This is a genomic window from Thalassovita sp. ABM4_323 (genome assembly GCF_056158665.1).
Genome location: NZ_JBSWTS010000007.1, coordinates 3,647,085 through 3,661,840 on the forward strand (window position 1 = coordinate 3,647,085; position 14,756 = coordinate 3,661,840).

Annotated in this window: 18 protein-coding genes; 4 read left to right on the forward strand and 14 right to left on the reverse strand. The window is 61.3% G+C overall.

Translation table 11 applies throughout. The features are described 5' to 3' along the window. Positions 1 to 31: 31 nt before the first annotated feature. Genes ACXADQ_RS20515 through ACXADQ_RS20530 form a run of 4 tightly spaced genes read right to left on the reverse strand, consistent with a single transcriptional unit; the run spans position 32 to position 3,960 of the window. A complete protein-coding gene (locus ACXADQ_RS20515) occupies positions 32 to 778 on the reverse strand; it encodes an SDR family NAD(P)-dependent oxidoreductase (protein ID WP_475325924.1) in 747 nt (248 codons plus the stop codon). Continuing rightward, positions 765 to 1,928: a class I SAM-dependent methyltransferase gene (locus ACXADQ_RS20520; RefSeq protein WP_475325928.1), complete on the reverse strand. Its 1,164-nt coding sequence runs from the start codon at positions 1,926 to 1,928 to the stop codon at positions 765 to 767. Before ACXADQ_RS20520 ends, ACXADQ_RS20515 begins: the two co-directional genes overlap by 14 nt. Next, complete coding sequence (locus ACXADQ_RS20525; RefSeq protein ID WP_475325932.1) at positions 1,928 to 2,683, reverse strand: DUF1365 domain-containing protein; 756 nt, start codon at positions 2,681 to 2,683, stop codon at positions 1,928 to 1,930. The genes ACXADQ_RS20520 and ACXADQ_RS20525 overlap by 1 nt, the downstream gene beginning before the upstream one ends. Then, a complete protein-coding gene (locus ACXADQ_RS20530; protein ID WP_475325937.1) occupies positions 2,680 to 3,960 on the reverse strand; it encodes an NAD(P)/FAD-dependent oxidoreductase in 1,281 nt (426 codons plus the stop codon). The genes ACXADQ_RS20525 and ACXADQ_RS20530 overlap by 4 nt, the downstream gene beginning before the upstream one ends. Positions 3,961 to 4,177: 217 nt before the next feature. Here ACXADQ_RS20530 and ACXADQ_RS20535 point away from each other — a divergent pair, with 217 nt between their 5' ends. The 4 genes from ACXADQ_RS20535 (at position 4,178) to bfr (ending at position 6,164) form a co-directional block, all read left to right on the forward strand. Continuing rightward, on the forward strand, positions 4,178 to 4,693 hold the full coding sequence (locus ACXADQ_RS20535; protein ID WP_475326114.1) for a sigma-70 family RNA polymerase sigma factor: 516 nt from the start codon (positions 4,178 to 4,180) through the stop codon (positions 4,691 to 4,693). A gap of 1 nt (position 4,694) precedes the next feature. Further along, positions 4,695 to 5,330 carry a ChrR family anti-sigma-E factor gene (locus ACXADQ_RS20540; RefSeq protein WP_475325939.1) on the forward strand — a complete coding sequence of 212 codons (636 nt, stop codon included), beginning with the start codon at positions 4,695 to 4,697 and terminating at the stop codon, positions 5,328 to 5,330. 104 nt (positions 5,331 to 5,434) lie between these two features. Then, a complete protein-coding gene (locus ACXADQ_RS20545) occupies positions 5,435 to 5,704 on the forward strand; it encodes a (2Fe-2S)-binding protein (protein ID WP_475325943.1) in 270 nt (89 codons plus the stop codon). Further along, positions 5,679 to 6,164 carry a bacterioferritin gene (bfr, locus tag ACXADQ_RS20550; protein WP_475325948.1) on the forward strand — a complete coding sequence of 162 codons (486 nt, stop codon included), beginning with the start codon at positions 5,679 to 5,681 and terminating at the stop codon, positions 6,162 to 6,164. Before ACXADQ_RS20545 ends, bfr begins: the two co-directional genes overlap by 26 nt. Before the next feature lie 48 nt (positions 6,165 to 6,212). Here bfr and ACXADQ_RS20555 read toward each other — a convergent pair whose 3' ends face one another. From ACXADQ_RS20555 to ACXADQ_RS20600, 10 genes are read right to left on the reverse strand one after another with little or no spacing between them, the layout of a single operon-like run. Next, a complete protein-coding gene (locus ACXADQ_RS20555; RefSeq protein WP_475325950.1) occupies positions 6,213 to 6,971 on the reverse strand; it encodes an energy transducer TonB in 759 nt (252 codons plus the stop codon). Continuing rightward, the gene (locus tag ACXADQ_RS20560) at positions 6,968 to 7,360 is read right to left on the reverse strand and encodes an ExbD/TolR family protein (RefSeq protein ID WP_475325953.1); all 393 of its coding nucleotides are present in this window, start codon (positions 7,358 to 7,360) and stop codon (positions 6,968 to 6,970) included. The genes ACXADQ_RS20555 and ACXADQ_RS20560 overlap by 4 nt, the downstream gene beginning before the upstream one ends. 1 nt (position 7,361) lies before the next feature. Next, a complete protein-coding gene (locus ACXADQ_RS20565; protein ID WP_475325955.1) occupies positions 7,362 to 7,745 on the reverse strand; it encodes an ExbD/TolR family protein in 384 nt (127 codons plus the stop codon). Next, positions 7,735 to 8,385, reverse strand: coding sequence for a MotA/TolQ/ExbB proton channel family protein (locus ACXADQ_RS20570; protein ID WP_475325958.1), 651 nt, complete (start codon positions 8,383 to 8,385; stop codon positions 7,735 to 7,737). Before ACXADQ_RS20570 ends, ACXADQ_RS20565 begins: the two co-directional genes overlap by 11 nt. After that, positions 8,382 to 8,774 (reverse strand): hypothetical protein, encoded by a 393-nt coding sequence (locus ACXADQ_RS20575; protein WP_475325960.1) that lies wholly within the window; start codon positions 8,772 to 8,774, stop codon positions 8,382 to 8,384. Before ACXADQ_RS20575 ends, ACXADQ_RS20570 begins: the two co-directional genes overlap by 4 nt. Next, the gene (locus ACXADQ_RS20580) at positions 8,771 to 9,598 is read right to left on the reverse strand and encodes a heme ABC transporter ATP-binding protein (protein ID WP_475325962.1); all 828 of its coding nucleotides are present in this window, start codon (positions 9,596 to 9,598) and stop codon (positions 8,771 to 8,773) included. Before ACXADQ_RS20580 ends, ACXADQ_RS20575 begins: the two co-directional genes overlap by 4 nt. 7 nt (positions 9,599 to 9,605) lie before the next feature. Then, complete coding sequence (locus ACXADQ_RS20585; protein WP_475325964.1) at positions 9,606 to 10,691, reverse strand: FecCD family ABC transporter permease; 1,086 nt, start codon at positions 10,689 to 10,691, stop codon at positions 9,606 to 9,608. 2 nt (positions 10,692 to 10,693) lie between these two features. Continuing rightward, entirely contained in the window at positions 10,694 to 11,560 is an 867-nt protein-coding gene (locus tag ACXADQ_RS20590) for a heme/hemin ABC transporter substrate-binding protein (RefSeq protein WP_475325967.1), read from the reverse strand. Continuing rightward, positions 11,557 to 12,609, reverse strand: coding sequence for a hemin-degrading factor (locus tag ACXADQ_RS20595; protein WP_475325969.1), 1,053 nt, complete (start codon positions 12,607 to 12,609; stop codon positions 11,557 to 11,559). The genes ACXADQ_RS20590 and ACXADQ_RS20595 overlap by 4 nt, the downstream gene beginning before the upstream one ends. Positions 12,610 to 12,668: 59 nt before the next feature. Further along, positions 12,669 to 14,714, reverse strand: a complete 2,046-nt coding sequence (locus ACXADQ_RS20600; protein ID WP_475325973.1) for a TonB-dependent receptor domain-containing protein — start codon at positions 14,712 to 14,714, stop codon at positions 12,669 to 12,671. Positions 14,715 to 14,756: the final 42 nt, after the last annotated feature.

Below are 14,756 nucleotides of genomic sequence, written 5' to 3' on the forward strand. Positions count from 1 at the left end.
TTTTTCGCCCCCTGGCGGTTATGCAGGCGCGTCATCGAACCAGCCGCCGGGTCAAGGGCATCGAGGCCGAGTATGGCAGGGCCCGCAGCAGCTTGAGCGCCAAGGTCAGCCTGCGCGGGAAATGGATTTCGAACCGAGAACCATTCAGCCCGCGAAGGATCTCTTGGGCGGCGCTCTTGGGTGTTTGCAGAGCTGGCATGGTGAAATCGTTGCGCCGAGTCAGTCGCGTATCGACAAAACCGGGGCTGATCAGCCGAATGTCCAGACGATCCGACATCTCTGCGCGCAACGATTCCACCAGGTTGATCACCCCGGCCTTGGTGGCCGAATAGATTTGCCCCTGAGGCAGGCCCACATATCCGGCGACCGAGCCGCAAATCGCCAGCTGCCCGCCTGGTTTCAACACCTGCGGCACCGCCTGAGCCACGTGGAAGCTGCCAGTCAGGTTGACGTCAACGATACGCGCCGCCGTGACAGGGTCGATTTCAGAAATCTGTCCGGGATCATAGGCGGCAGCCATGTGGATGGCCCGGTCAATCGGTCCAAGGCTGATCAGCTGCTGGATGGCCCGATCCAGACTGGACCGGTCGCTCACATCCAGTGGCAGGGCCAGATGCTGGTTCGCGCCCAGCTCGGTTCGCAGGTCCTCCAGACGCTGCGCCGAGCGCGCGGACAGGATCACCCGGTCCCCACGCGCCGCATAAGCGCGCGCCAGCGCTGCGCCGATCCCATCCGAGGCCCCGATGATCCACACAGTCTGGGGGTTAGCTGCCGGCATGGCTCAGCTCCACTTGCACCACGTTGGTTTGCCCCTCGGCAAATGAGGCCGCGCAAATCCCCAGGTAATACTTCCAGCCGCGCAAGAATCCCTCGTCATGCCCCAATCGCCGGATTTTCGGAGAGGCCGCGTTTAACCGCTCGGCCCAGATGGCGCAGGTACGGGCATAATCCGCCCCGAACGCAAAACTGTCATTCACCCGCAGCCCGGCCTTGCGCGCCTGCGCGTCGATCACAGCATCGGATAACAACATGCCGCCGGGAAAGGTGTAGTGCCGGATAAAGTCCGAGCTCTTGCGATAGGTCTCGAAATAGCTGTCCTGCACCGTGATCGCCTGTACCAGGGCCCGCCCACCCTGTGCCAACCGCGCCTTGAGCGTGGCGAAATAGGTCGGCCAATAGCGGGCACCAACGGCCTCGATCATCTCGATCGACACGATCGCGTCATAGGTGCCCCCGCTTTCACGATAATCCTGCAAACAAATCTCGGCCCGCCCGTCCAGACGCGCGTCGGCATAGCCCTTCTGACTGGGCGAGATGGTCAGCGCCCGCACGTTGTGGCCCCGCTCGGCTGCGCGTTCGGCGAAACCGCCCCAACCACACCCGATTTCCAACACGCTTTCCCGGTCAGAGATCTGGCCAAGGATGCGGTCATATTTGCGGTTCTGTCCACGGACCAGATCAGTGTCATCGCCATCAAACAGGGCCGAGGAATAGGTCATGCCCTCGTCCAGCCACAGCTGATAGAAATTGTTGCCCACATCGTAATGTTTGCGGATGTTGCGCGCGGCACCCCGGCGCGAGTTTGCGCGCATCAGATGGTTCACCACCCGGAATTTCAGGCTGTTCCAGAAACCGGCATAGGCATAGCCCTGGAAGGCCTCGAGATTGCGCAAGGCCACCTGGGTCAGGGTCTCGATCGAGGGGCTGTCCCACAACCCGGCCACATAGGTTTCGCCCAGACCAATATCGCCCCGCGCTGCGATCGAAGTAACGACCGACCAATCGTGAATCTGCATCTCGGCGGCCGGGGCACCTGTGCCAAAGTCAAAGATTTCGCCTTCGGGCGTGTACAGGCGCAGGCTGCCGGATTGGATGCGGGCGCAGGTCTCGAGAAAGTCGTGTTTTACGCGTTTGCTTAGGAACAGCATCAGGTCACCTCGGATTTGGGGGGCGCGGGTCGGGTGCGATAGGGTGCGCCTTTCAGTTTCAATTGCAGAGCTTGCCAGTAGATCAGAAACAGCGTGCGCAGCGCGCCAAGGGGCCTGCGCGCACTGGCGGCCAGCAGGCCTCGATTGGTCATCGGCGCCCGGGACCCGCAAAGCGTGGCGTTCAACCCCCGCGCGCCATTGGTATGACGAATGCCGATGAACACCCGGTCAGGCCGGATATCGAAGGTAAACTCGTACCCCCCTTTGATCTCTTGAAAGGGGGAAACATGCAGGGCCTTGGGCTTGTGAATGCGGGTCTGGGCAGTGATGGGGGCAAAGCCCGGCGCATGACACAGATAGGAATGCCTGTCTTTGAACGGGGTCGAGACCTCGGCAATCACCGCCACCAGCGCCGCGCCACGATGGACCAGCCAAAAGCTGACCGGGTTGAACACATAGCCCAGATAGCGTGGCTGCGTAAGCAACAGCACCGTACAATCCTCGTTGGGCAATCCGTTCTGGCGCAGCACGCTGCGCACCCAGGCGGGGCCCGTGCCGTCCTTCCAGGGGCCACCATGGTCGACATCATGCACCGACATCATGTTGAAGCGATTGCGCGAGAACAGGGCTGGGCCGGGTTGCTTGGCCTCGGGGGCGATCAGCACAAAATCCACCCCATAGCGAAAGCTGTGGCGCAGGTCGCCATGTCGGGTGTGCGTGGTACTGGCGCGGATATGTTCAGCCTGCGGGCTCATGCAAGCTGTCCCACCATCAGGCGCGAGATCCGCACAGCGCTGGCGAACCCATCCTCGTGAAATCCGTGCCGCGTATAGGCCCCGGCAAACCAGGTGTTGTTCTGCCCCTGCATCGCAGTCAGTTGTCGCTGCGCTGTCAGGGCGGCCCCGTCAAACACCGGGTGGCGAAAGTTTTTCTGATCATAGATCAGATCCTCGGCCACGGGCTGCGCCGGGTTCAGCGACACGAAAAGCGGGTCGGCTTCGTCAATGTTCTGCAGCCGGTTCATCCAATAGGTCACGCCAATAGCGGGCTCGGGGCGTGTGGTGTCGGCCTTGTAGACCCAGCTGGACCAGACGGACTTGCGCCGAGGCATCTGGCGGGTGTCGCGATGCAGGATCATCTGGTTGTCCTGAAACCGGATCGCCGACAGCGCCTGTGCCTCTTGCCGGGTCGGTTTTGCCAGCAGAGCCAGGGCCTGATCGGAATGACAGGCGAAAATCACGTGATCATAGGTGGCGGGCGCGTCCACGCCCGTATGAACGGTGCTGCTCTGGCCGTCGCGTTTCACGGTCTGAACGGGCGTTCCCGTGCGCAGGACGACACCCCGGGATCTCAGATGGCGCTCCAGCCGGGTGACGTATTCAATGCTACCGCCATCGACCGTCCACCACTGGTGCTGGCCTGAGGTGCTCAGCAAGGCGTGATTGCGGAAGAACTGCACCAGAGCGCGAGCCGGAAATTTACGGATTTCCGCCGGAGGCGTCGACCAGATCGCCCCGCATAGCGGTGTCAGATAGAAGCGTTGAAACCAGGTCCCCAGACGCATCTCGTCCATCAACTGGCCAATGGTCAGGCTTTCATCTTGCGACAGGCGCTCGGCATTGGCGTTAAAGCGCAGGATGTCGCGCACCATACGCAGGAACCCCGGACGCGCCAGGTTGCCGGGCTGCGCCGCCAGGGCCTTCAGGTCCTTCAGGCCGTATTCGATGCGGCCATCATTGATCGAGGCGCCAAAGCTCATGTCGCTTTTGGCCACGGGCACATCCAGGTCGTGAAACATCCGCGTCAGATGCGGGTAATTGGCATAATTGAACACGATGAACCCGGTATCCACGGGTGTGTCGCCATGACGTCCGGCCATCACGGTGCGGGCATGTCCACCAAGGCGCGAGGAGGCCTCGTACAGGGTTACGGCATGGTGCGGCGCCAACAAATAGGCCGCCGCCAGCCCCGAGATACCTGCGCCGATGATTGCGATCCGCTGAGGGGCTATGGGCCGGGATTGAAAGGTCATGAACGCTCCGAACTTTGTTTGGTTTGTTGGCGTTACGCGACCAGACAGTATTTGGATCAATAAAAATGATCCGGTTCTTGTTCCGCTGCGTATGCTGGATATGTTGGTCGAAACTTGCGATATTACCCCCTATGAACGGCGCGTGCCTGCGCCCCGGCGGAAGGACGTGCACAAGGTGACAACACCTGCGGACGACATTTCTCAGCAGACGCTATGGATGCTGGCCGTGCGTGATACTCGGGACCGCGCGGCCTTTGCGGCGCTGTTCGATTATTTCGCCCCGCGTCTGAAGGGCTTTGTCATGCGTTCGGGGATGCCCGGCGGACAAGCTGAAGAGATCGTACAAGACGTTCTGCTGACCGTCTGGCGCAAAGCGGATCAGTTTGACCCCCACCGCGCGCAGGTCTCGGCCTGGATCTACCAGATTGCGCGAAACCGGCAGATCGATCATTTCCGGCGCGAAAATCGCCCCATCCCCGAGGAACTGGCACAGGACCCGGAAACGGAACCCGACGCCAGCCATATCTTGGCGCTGGATCAAGAAGCCCAGCATCTGAAACAGGCCTTGGCGACGCTGAAACCCGATCAACGCACCATCATCGAACAGGCCTATTTCGGCGAAATGAGCCACCAGGACATCAGCACCAGCACTGGGCTACCGCTGGGCACCATCAAATCCCGTATCCGGCTGGGGCTGGAGCGACTAAGACACGAATTGAAGGGCATGAGATAAGATGCGCTCGATCACCCATCATATCCCCAACTCTCTGCTGGCCGCCTATGCTGCTGGCAGCCTTGAACATCCCTATGCGATGGTCGTGGCCAGCCATGTGTCCATGTGCCTGGAATGCCGCGCCGCGCTCGAGGCGCACCAGGCCGTTGGTGGCGCTTTGCTTGAGGCTTCTGGCGCGACGCCCCTGTCCGCCGGGCTGAAAAACAGCGTTCTGGCGCAATTGGATGCCCCCGTCAAAGAGCGTCCGGTTTACGCGCGCTCGGGGGTCTATCCCGGCCCGGTCATGCAGGCCCTGAGCGGCAAGACCCCGCGATGGAAACCGGTCGGGATGGGCGTGCGCCAGTGCATTTTGTCCTCGGGCCAAGAGGGCACCGTGCGGCTGCTCTATATTCCCGGTGGCCGCGCCGTGCCGGATCACAGCCATAACGGGCTAGAGCTCACACTGGTGTTGCAGGGCAGTTTTAGCGACGAAACCGGCCAATATGGTGTGGGTGATCTGGAAATCGCGGACGCCCAACTTGAGCATACACCGATCGCAGATGAGGGCGCGCCCTGCATCTGCCTGGCCGCCACGGATGCACCGTTGCGATTTTCCTCGTTGCTGCCCCGCCTTGTGCAGCCATTCATTCGGATCTGAGCGCCACCAACCCGCGGCTCGTGCCCTATTCTTTTTGTCAGGAATTGACTTTCCGACAAAAATACTCGATTATCTGATCAAGCTCACGCCACACGGGTTCGGTCATGATTGTATGCAGCTGCCAGAAAATATCAGATCGCGATATCCATGCGACTATTGACTGGATGCGTGCTGCGGATGAAACTACGATCATCACCCCGGGAAAAATCTATCACGCGCTTGGCAAGGTACCGGAGTGCGGCGGCTGCATGAAGCTCTTTGTCGAGTCGATGCGCGCCAACGACAACCTGGAGGTTCCGATGGAGCTGCGCGGGTTGAAACGCATAGCGAAAACAAGAGGTTGCACCCATGAAAGGCGACAAAAAAGTAATTGAATATCTGAACCGGGCGCTGCGGATCGAATTGACCGCGGTCAGCCAGTTCTGGCTACATTATCGCCTGCAAAAAGACTGGGGATATGGGAAGCTCGCCAAGAAGATGCGCGAAGAAAGCATCGAAGAGATGGAGCACGCCGACAAGCTGATTGATCGGATCATCTTTCTGGAAGGGCACCCCAATCTGCAAACGCTGGACCCGCTGAGAATCGGCGAAAATGTGCGCGAAACCCTGACCTGCGACCTGGACGCCGAAATGGAGGCCGTGGCGCTGTATTCCGAGGCACGCGCCTATTGCGCGCAAGCTGGCGACTATGCGTCGATGCACCTGTTCGAACAGCTGATCATCGACGAACAGGGCCATATTGATTTTCTGGAAACCCAGATCGGTCTGCTGGACGAGATCGGGGCACAGAACTACGGCCAATTGAACGCCGATACCGCAGATCAGGCCGACTAGGCCAGCGCGATCCTTGATCGACCACAGGCTGATCCACCCTCGCGTGGGTCAGCCTTTGCTTTTCATCTCGACCACCAGCTTCATCCGCGCGCCGGTCGGCGTGGGGTCAAAGCCGCGGGCACGGCGCACCGTCTCGATGGCCATCTGGTCGATACCTGAATGTCCCGACGAGCGCACAATCCCAACCGAGGCGATACGGCCATCTGCCGCGATCACCATCCCAACCAGGGCCAGCCCTTTCGCCCCGGTCCGCTTTTTGGGCACCCGCGCGATTTTGCGCAGCACCTTGCGCTTATAGGTCCGTTCGGCGCCCTGCCCGACTTGCTTGGCCTGACCCTTTTGCGCCGAGGACTGGGCTTTTTTGCCCGCCGCCGTCCCGTTGTCCTGCCCGACCTTCGAATTCACCTTGGCATTGCCCCTGGTACTGGGGTTGGCTTTGGGCTTTGCGGTGATCTTGGTCACCGAAGTCTCAACGGGCGCGTTTTGCACGACCTGTACTGGCGTCACAACGGGTTTTATCGACGGTTGGGGCAGTGATGTCACCCTGGGCAGTTCGGTTGCGGTCGGTTTGATTTGGGGCGTCGTGGCCGTTTTGGGCATAGGCATCGGTGTCCGCGCGGCAACGGGCTGGATCGAGCCCTGCACCAAGTCGGCAAAGCCCGTTCCCAGAGCGATTTCTCCGGCAACGTGCCCCCCCACCATTTCCGGTTCCTCCCCGGATGCGAAAAAGACAGCCGCCAGCGCCCCGTGCACCCCCAGCGACAGAATGCCCGCGGTGCTACATCCGATCCACTTGCGTATCTTCATTTCGGAGCCTGCTTTGTCATGATCATCACCTTTGTCGCCCCCGCGCTGCGCAACGCTTGGGCCAATTTAAGAAGGTCGGTTGCCTGGGCCGCCCGATCCGGCAGGATCTTTCCGATCAACGGCAGGTCCTCGGCCCGCAGCGCGGCCAATACCTGAGCGGCGTCAAACTCGACACCTCGGAACACGGTGCGCCCGTCCGCAAACAGCGTCACCGCGTCAGGCGGCGGCACCAGCCTGGGGTCCTCGGTTTCCACCAGTCGCAGATCCTGCTCCAGCGGTCGCGCCAATTGCGCGGCCACCAGGAAAAACACCAGCATCAGGAACACGATGTTGATCAGGGCCACGGTGGGCTCGGGCTTGGGCCGCACAGGGATGGGACGCCGGCGCATATCAGTTCACCACCGTCAACTTGGTGCTCTTCAACCCACGCAGCATCAGCAGGGTATCGGCCAGTGTTTGGGCCGTGGCTTTTTCCGTCACGCTCAGCACCAGGTGCATTGGCGCCCCTGTTTGCAAGGCTGTGATACGATCACGTGCACCAGAGATTTCTGTCTCTTGTCCGTTGATGCTCAGCCCGTCATGGGTCAGCCGGACCAGCACAAGGCGCTCTTTCGTGGCGGTGGCCGCACCGGACCCCGCCCCCAACTTCAGCTCGATCTCGCCAAACTTGGAAAAGGTCGAGCTGAGCATGAAGAACAGTAGCAGCAGAAAGATGACGTCAATCAACGACGTCATCGACAGGCGTCGACGGCTGGGGGCCCTTCTAGACCGCATTGGCAACCTCAGCCGAGTCAGGGGTATGCGGGGCCGAATGGACCATCAGACCGGGGTTCAGCGCCTCTTCGAGCAGCTCATCCGTCAGGCGGCGGAAGGTCTCGATCCGGCCGTCGAGCCAGCTAAGCACCATCGAGGCCGGCATGGCCACAACCAGACCGGCCGCCGTTGTCACCAGCGCCACCCAGATACCGCCGGCCAGAATGGTCGGATCGGCCGAGGCCCCGCTGTCCTGTAGCGCACGAAACGCGCTGATCATGCCCAGAACGGTGCCGAACAGCCCCAGCAGCGGCGCCACTTGGGCAATCAGGTCCAGCAGGCGCAGACCCGCGGACAGGCGGCCAAAGCCGCGCTCCAATCGGGGAATGGCACGTTCGCGCAGCTCGTGCGCAGACACACCCGCCTGGCGGGCCTTCAGACAGGCCAACAAGGTCTGCGCGGCAAAGCCACGCTCTTGCGACAGGGTTGCCGCATCCAGCGAGGACAGCTTGTGCCCCCGCCAGAGGCCCTCCTCCCAAAAGATCCAGATCTTATACGCCGCGACCGCCATGGCCAAAACCGACGCGGCCAGCAGCAGCGCGACAACGGGACCGCCCAGCGCGACCAGCGCCCCGACCTGATGCAGCATATGCGCGATCATCGGCGCACCTCGATATCCGTACGGCTGCTCACCGAGGGCGCCTCGCAGGTGTCGCCATTGTGCAGGCGACAGGCATGCACACCGTTGAACAGAATCTGGCCGATCTGGTCGCATTGGATGTCGGGCACATCAAATTGACGAACCCTCAGGGCGCCGCCGGGCAGCGACTGAAAATCAAACAATGTCAGCAGGTTAACCGATCCGTCCGTTTCGAACAGCACGGTTTCCAGAACCAGGCTTTCGACGGTCTGTTCCGATCGCGCGGTAAAGGTCAGGCGGCAGGCCGTGTCCATCTGCTGGGTCTTGTTCAGCTCCAGCTTGGGCGCCGCAGCCAGCGCTGGTATCGGCAATATCGACACCAATAGCGCAGAGAAAAATGTATACTTCATCGCCAATCCTTCGGTCTGTCATAAGGGCTAAGGGGGGCGCCGGACGGGGAGGTCGCGGCCTGTGGCAACACGTAAACGCCACCCAACGGAGGCGGCACACTGGTGTGAACGGACACCCCATAGGCGTGCGACAGGTTTTCGTCGGTCAGAACGTCATCCACCGCACCGCTTGCGGCGATCTGGCCGCGGTTCATCAGGCTCACCCGATCCGAGAACATAGCCGTCAGGTTCAAATCATGCATCACCGCAACAACCCCGCCCCCGGCATCGGCATAGTCCCGCGCCAGCTGCATCACGGTCAGCTGATGGCCAATGTCCAGCGCCGAGACGGGCTCGTCCAGGAACAGCCAGCGTGGCGCGCCGTCCTGCATCGGCTCCCAGATCTGGGCCAGCACGCGGGCCAGCTGGACCCGCTGTTTTTCTCCACCTGAAAGCTGTTGGTAGAACCGCCCTTCGTAGCCCGCCAGCCCCACGCGTTCCAACGCCATGTGCGGCAGGCGTTCGCGCCCAGCCGAGAGGCCAGCCTCCAGCCCCAGACGCACCACTTCGATCACGGTAAAAGGAAAGGCCAGCGGCGTGGCCTGCGCCAACACCCCGCGCATCGCGGCCAGTTGGTAGGGTTTCAGAGCCGCGATATTGCGCCCGTTCAGGGATACCTGGCCGTCATAGGCGACCTCGCCGGTCATGGCCCGCAACAGTGTGGTTTTTCCAGATCCGTTGGGGCCAACAATCGCGGTCAGCTCTCCGGGGGAGGCCGTGAACGTGACCTCTTGCAGGATCCGAGCCTGGCCGAAATGAACGTAGATATCGGTTGCGGTCAGCATCGGTGCCTCACATGTCCACGAGGCTGCGATTGCGCAGCAGAATCCACAGGAAGAACGGGCCACCCATCATCGCGGTCACGATCCCGATCGGCAGTTCCGCCGGGGCGATCACAACACGCGAAATCAGGTCAGCCAGCAACAGCACGATGGCCCCCAGCAGCGCCGCATTAGGCAGCAAGTAGCGGTGATCCGGCCCCTGCACCAAACGCAGCAGGTGCGGCACGACGATCCCGATAAATCCGATGCCACCCGTGATGGCGACAGCCGCACCCACGCTGGCAGCAACGCAGAAAATCGCCATGTTTTTAACGCGTTGAATGTCAAATCCCAGATGCATGGCCGCGGCTTCGCCCAGGGCCAAACCGTTCAAACCACGTGCCAGAAACGGGCTGGCAAGCAAGGGAATCGCCATGATGGGCCCGGCCGTCAGCAGCTTGGACCAGCTTGCTCCGGCCAGCGACCCCATGCCCCAGAAAGTCAGGTCGCGCAGTTGGTCATCGCTGGCATAATACACCACCAGCCCGGTCAGAGCTCCGGTCAATGCCCCCAGCGCGATCCCCGCCAGCAGCATGGTCGCGACCGAGGTCCGCCCGTTGCGCGTGGCGATCTTGTACAACAGTAACGTGGTGCCCCAACCACCAAGGAAAGCCGCTGCCGGGATCAGGTAGATGCCCAGGGCCTCTTGCAGCGCCAGCGGCAGCAACCCGCCCAGAACGATGGCCAGAACCGCGCCCAAACCGGCCCCCGCACTGACACCCACCAAGCCAGGATCGGCCAGCGGATTCCGAAACAGGCCCTGAAGCAGCACCCCGGACACAGCCAGCGACGCGCCGACGACGCAGCCCACCAGCATCCGCGGCAAACGGATGTCCCAAACGATGATCTGGTCGCGCAGCTGTGCCCCCGTGTCCAAACCGACCCCGGCCAGCAGCGCTGTGATCACCTTGGTGTCGTCCGCAGCCCCCCAACCCAGGCTGAGCAGCGCCACCAGCCCCAACACGACAACCAGGATCGCTCGGATGTGCAGCGCACGGCCCATGCGGTCGCCCGCATGGGTGTGTTGGCCTGCTTGGGATTCGTCCAGCGCCACCATGGTCAGTGCCCCATCCGGTCGGCTTTGGAATAGAGATTGCCGTGCAATTCGCGCACCAGTTCAGGCATGCCGGGACCAAAGCCAAGGGCACGCCCATTCACCAGAACAAAACCGCCGTCGCGACCGGCGGGTGTCAGGGCCAGGGACGGCAGCGACAGGATTTCCTCTTTCTGACCTGCGTGATTGGCCCGGCCTTGCATCATGATGATGATCTCGGGCGCGGCCTTGATCACCGCCTCGTCAGTGACGATTTTGTAGCCAACGAACTGCCCCGCCATCACGTTCACGGCCCCGGCCAGTTGGATCAGGCCATCTGCGCCGGTCTGGTTGCCCGCGGCATTCAGCTTGCCGTTCTCAGCGGACAGGATAAACATCACCCGCTTGGGATGACTGACGGTCGCCACGTCCTGCGCCAGCGCGGCCAGATCGGCCTGAACTTTGGTGGCCAGCGCTTCGGCCTTGTCTTGCACGCCCAGCGCCTTGCCGATGATGCGGATGTTGTTCACTACGGCATCGGCGTCAAAGCTGTCATGGGTAAGCACGGTTGGAACGGCGGCCTCTTTCAGCAGGTCAATGACCTCGACCGGGCCCGAGGTATCGCGCGCGATGATCAGGTCAGGGTTCATCGACAGAACGCCTTCGGCCGACAGGCGGCGCATATAGCCGACATCGGGCAGTTTGTTCGCCTCGGGCGGATAGACCGAGGTCGTGTCTCGCGCGACCAGACGATCCTGTTCGCCCAAAAGATACACGGTTTCGGTCACAGGTCCGCCAACAGAAACCACGCGTTCGGCCTGCGGATAACTTTCGGCCACTGCCCCAAGGGGCAGCAGCGCCACGCAGGCCGCAGCAACACTGCGGAACATCATGCGATTTCCCTTTCTTTCAGGGTGGGCAGATCATCAACCAGCTTTTGCCAGCTGCTCAGATCATCGTTTTCGTCAACGCGCTGGCCAAAGATTTGCAGGATGATTCCGCCCTCCGCGTCGAAGGCCTCGACCGAGACAGCCGGGCCGCGCTTGGTGGGTTTCTCGATGGCATAGACCTCGGCAATCTTGTCGCCGCGCAGGTGCAGGTTGAACCGTTCGTCCAGAACGTTCAGCCAGGGGCCCATCGGTTTGATGTTGTCCAGACTGCCCCAGTAAATCTGGATGTTACCCATATTGCCGACGAACAGCACGACCAACTGACCTGCGGCGCTTGTGGCGTTCAGGAACTGCTCGAGCGCACTGATCTCCAGCGGGCGGACCCAGCGTTCGCCAGTGATCAGACGATAGGCGCCCAGACAATTCATCCCCAGCTTCGAGGCCAGACGGTTGAACTGGTGCGTGTCGGTCATGCGGGCCCATTCGTCCAGCAGGATGTCCCGCTTGTCGGGGTTGATCTTGGCTCCTTCAGCAGGAGCGCGTGCCGCCACTTGCTGGCCTTCGGACTGATCTTCGACCTTCAGGGCCGCGACGACCTCATTCCAGGCGTCATGATTGGAGGTGTCGCGCAAGAATACTTTGTGGACGGCGTCGCCCGCTGCGTCGAAGACCTGCAATGTGCGTCGCGGCCCTTTGTCGGTTTGCTGCTCGATTGCATAGCCATGCACCCAGTGCTTGGCAAAAATCCTCAGATCAATCTCTTTGCCCAGCACCATCGAGGCATGCTTGCCCGAATGATACTCGCCATAGGTTCCGACCCGTTCATGCACCGCCGAGTCATTGCGGGTCAGGGCCATGACCTCGCCCAGTTTCGAGACCTGCGGCATCAGATGGTCGGGATGCGCGTGGATGCGCGTGGCCCAGCGGCCAACATGGGCGGCGACCAGCTGTGCCTCGGAAATGCCCAGCTGATGGGCCAGATCGCGATCACGGGTTTTGGGATTGTCCAGGCGGGCCTGACGGATTTCTGCGGCGGTCGGGGCTTGGGTCATGGTATGTCCTTTGGCATAAGGGCGCGCCCCACGGATGGGCCGCGCAAGTGTTTGCAAAATCAGAAGGTTTTCACCAACGAAAGCTTGAAGGTTCGGCCCGCGCCGTTGCGGGTGGACAGATAGGCGCGATAGGTTTCGTCGGTCAGGTTCTCGATCGAGGCACGCAGCTCCATCCCCTTCAGGGCGCCGCTGTCTGGCGTGTAGGCAGCCGCGATACTGTACAGTGTGAACCCGTCCGAGGGCGCTGTCCCGCCAGAGGTTGCGCTGGTCCGGGTTTGCGCAAACGCATGTTTGGCCTCGAGCGACAGGTCCAGCTGATCATTCAGAACCCGCTTGCCCAATGTCAGCTGAATACTGTCAGCCGGAATGTTGTTAAACGGGGTGTCGGAGCCATTGATGGTCCCGCGAATTTTCGAGGCATTCAAGTCCGCGTAGAAGGCAGGATGGACATAGCTGGCCTCGAGCTCCAGCCCCTCCATGTCGACCTCGGAAATACCCGAATACGTGGTGCCATCCCAGATTTCGGTGCGGAACCCGGTCAGTTTGACCTTCAGGCTGTCTTCGTCGTTGAAGACGGCATCGCTGTCGAACGATGCGCCCAGTTCATAGGTGCGACCTTTTTCAGACTGAGACCGATTGGTGCTGCTGCGCAGATCGTCCAGGATCGGCAGGTTTTCGTTATAGGCGACGGCCCCGAACACCGCGACAGCATCGGTCACCGCATAGCGCGCGGACAAGGCGCCCGTGAAGGCCTCGGACTTGTACTGCGCGCCGTCTGCAACAGCGGCCACGCTGGTGCCCCACATGGTGGTATAGGCATAGTCGTTGCCAAGCGAGGTCAGCGTCTGCTTTTCAAACCGGATCTGCGGGGTCAGGGTCAGTCTGTCATTGAACGCCATCTTATCGCTGACAAAGACCGACAGCGCGTCATCTGTCCCCCCTGGGGCCGAGCGCGCGTTAAAGCCTGCATAAGTGCCCGCCAGTTCGGTCGAGCTCCGGGTCCGTTCGCTGAGTTCAACCCCGGCGGTCAGGGTGTGCGCGATAGAACCGGTGTTGAAGACCGAGGTGTTTTCCACCCGGAACGAAACCGTGGTTGTGTCATGATCCGAGTTATAGATATCCGAGGAGGTATCCAGCGAGGTCACCCGCTCGCCCTCGACACGGCGGCTGAGGCGCGCCTCCAGATCGATCAGATCATTGCCGACCGGGCTATAGCGATAGGCGGCATAGGTCACGGCCTGTTTGACATAGCGGTCCACCAGGCTGCCGCCGCCCCAAGTGGGGGTGAACACGTTATAGGGCGTGTCATACATCGGGATCTCGTCATAGAGATGCGAGACCGTGACCGAGCTAGCGTCAGACAGTTTGTATTTCAGCTTGGCCAGATAGGCCGGTTTGTAGAACGCGGTGGCATCCAAAGCGTTGCCATCGCCGTCAACGAATTCACCCTTGTCGCGGTAGCCATAGAAGCCCAGGAACTCCAGCCGATCATCCGGTGCCCAGGCCAGGATCGAGGTGCTCAGAACGCCCTCGCCATTGCTTTCGAAGCCCAACTTTTGACGGAAGGCGAAATCGTCGCCCTCTTCCAGGAAATCACTGGCGTCCTTGGTCACCATTTCAACGGTGCCGCCCATCGCGCCCGAGCTATATCGGAACAATTCTGCGGGGCCGCGTTGCACGTTGACCTGCTTGAACAGCTCTGGCTCTAGGCTCAGCATTGAACCACTGCGATAGATTTCTTCGGCGCCGCTGGCGATGCCGTCCACCACGATGGCCACTTTGCCATCGGTACCATAGACCCCGGATTGCGCGCCCATGCCACGTATCGAAATCGCCGACCCTTGGGGCGTGTTGCCATTTACCAGGCTGACCGAGGGCACCGAGTTGATCAGCTCGCCCAACGAGGTCGCCTGACGCGCGTCCAGCTCTTCTTGTTCGATGGTGGTGATGGACGAGGCCGTATCCGTTTGAACGCCACGGCGGCTTTGACCGATTGTGACGGTCCCGATCAGGTCGCCGTCAAACCCTGACAGCACCTCTTGGGCGCAAAGCGGTTGCGCCGACATCGCAGCCACGGCTGCAATACTGATTGCACGAGAAGACATAATTCCCCGATCCCTTCGTTGCTAAATGCATAGCTGCCTAGC

Excerpts from the sequence above, each read along its gene's own strand:
- ACXADQ_RS20590 (WP_475325967.1), bottom strand. The coding sequence starts at position 11,560 with ATGATGTTCCGCAGTGTTGCTGCGGCCTGCGTGGCGCTGCTGCCCCTT.
- ACXADQ_RS20515 (WP_475325924.1), bottom strand. The coding sequence starts at position 778 with ATGCCGGCAGCTAACCCCCAGACTGTGTGGATCATCGGGGCCTCGGAT.
- ACXADQ_RS20545 (WP_475325943.1), top strand. The coding sequence starts at position 5,435 with ATGATTGTATGCAGCTGCCAGAAAATATCAGATCGCGATATCCATGCG.
- ACXADQ_RS20600 (WP_475325973.1), bottom strand. The coding sequence starts at position 14,714 with ATGTCTTCTCGTGCAATCAGTATTGCAGCCGTGGCTGCGATGTCGGCG.
- ACXADQ_RS20540 (WP_475325939.1), top strand. The coding sequence starts at position 4,695 with ATGCGCTCGATCACCCATCATATCCCCAACTCTCTGCTGGCCGCCTAT.
- ACXADQ_RS20520 (WP_475325928.1), bottom strand. The coding sequence starts at position 1,928 with ATGCTGTTCCTAAGCAAACGCGTAAAACACGACTTTCTCGAGACCTGC.
- ACXADQ_RS20560 (WP_475325953.1), bottom strand. The coding sequence starts at position 7,360 with ATGCGCCGGCGTCCCATCCCTGTGCGGCCCAAGCCCGAGCCCACCGTG.
- ACXADQ_RS20595 (WP_475325969.1), bottom strand. The coding sequence starts at position 12,609 with ATGACCCAAGCCCCGACCGCCGCAGAAATCCGTCAGGCCCGCCTGGAC.
- ACXADQ_RS20565 (WP_475325955.1), bottom strand. The coding sequence starts at position 7,745 with ATGCGGTCTAGAAGGGCCCCCAGCCGTCGACGCCTGTCGATGACGTCG.
- ACXADQ_RS20535 (WP_475326114.1), top strand. The coding sequence starts at position 4,178 with ATGCTGGCCGTGCGTGATACTCGGGACCGCGCGGCCTTTGCGGCGCTG.
- ACXADQ_RS20525 (WP_475325932.1), bottom strand. The coding sequence starts at position 2,683 with ATGAGCCCGCAGGCTGAACATATCCGCGCCAGTACCACGCACACCCGA.
- ACXADQ_RS20585 (WP_475325964.1), bottom strand. The coding sequence starts at position 10,691 with ATGGTGGCGCTGGACGAATCCCAAGCAGGCCAACACACCCATGCGGGC.
- ACXADQ_RS20575 (WP_475325960.1), bottom strand. The coding sequence starts at position 8,774 with ATGAAGTATACATTTTTCTCTGCGCTATTGGTGTCGATATTGCCGATA.
- ACXADQ_RS20570 (WP_475325958.1), bottom strand. The coding sequence starts at position 8,385 with ATGATCGCGCATATGCTGCATCAGGTCGGGGCGCTGGTCGCGCTGGGC.
- bfr (WP_475325948.1), top strand. The coding sequence starts at position 5,679 with ATGAAAGGCGACAAAAAAGTAATTGAATATCTGAACCGGGCGCTGCGG.
- ACXADQ_RS20580 (WP_475325962.1), bottom strand. The coding sequence starts at position 9,598 with ATGCTGACCGCAACCGATATCTACGTTCATTTCGGCCAGGCTCGGATC.
- ACXADQ_RS20530 (WP_475325937.1), bottom strand. The coding sequence starts at position 3,960 with ATGACCTTTCAATCCCGGCCCATAGCCCCTCAGCGGATCGCAATCATC.
- ACXADQ_RS20555 (WP_475325950.1), bottom strand. The coding sequence starts at position 6,971 with ATGAAGATACGCAAGTGGATCGGATGTAGCACCGCGGGCATTCTGTCG.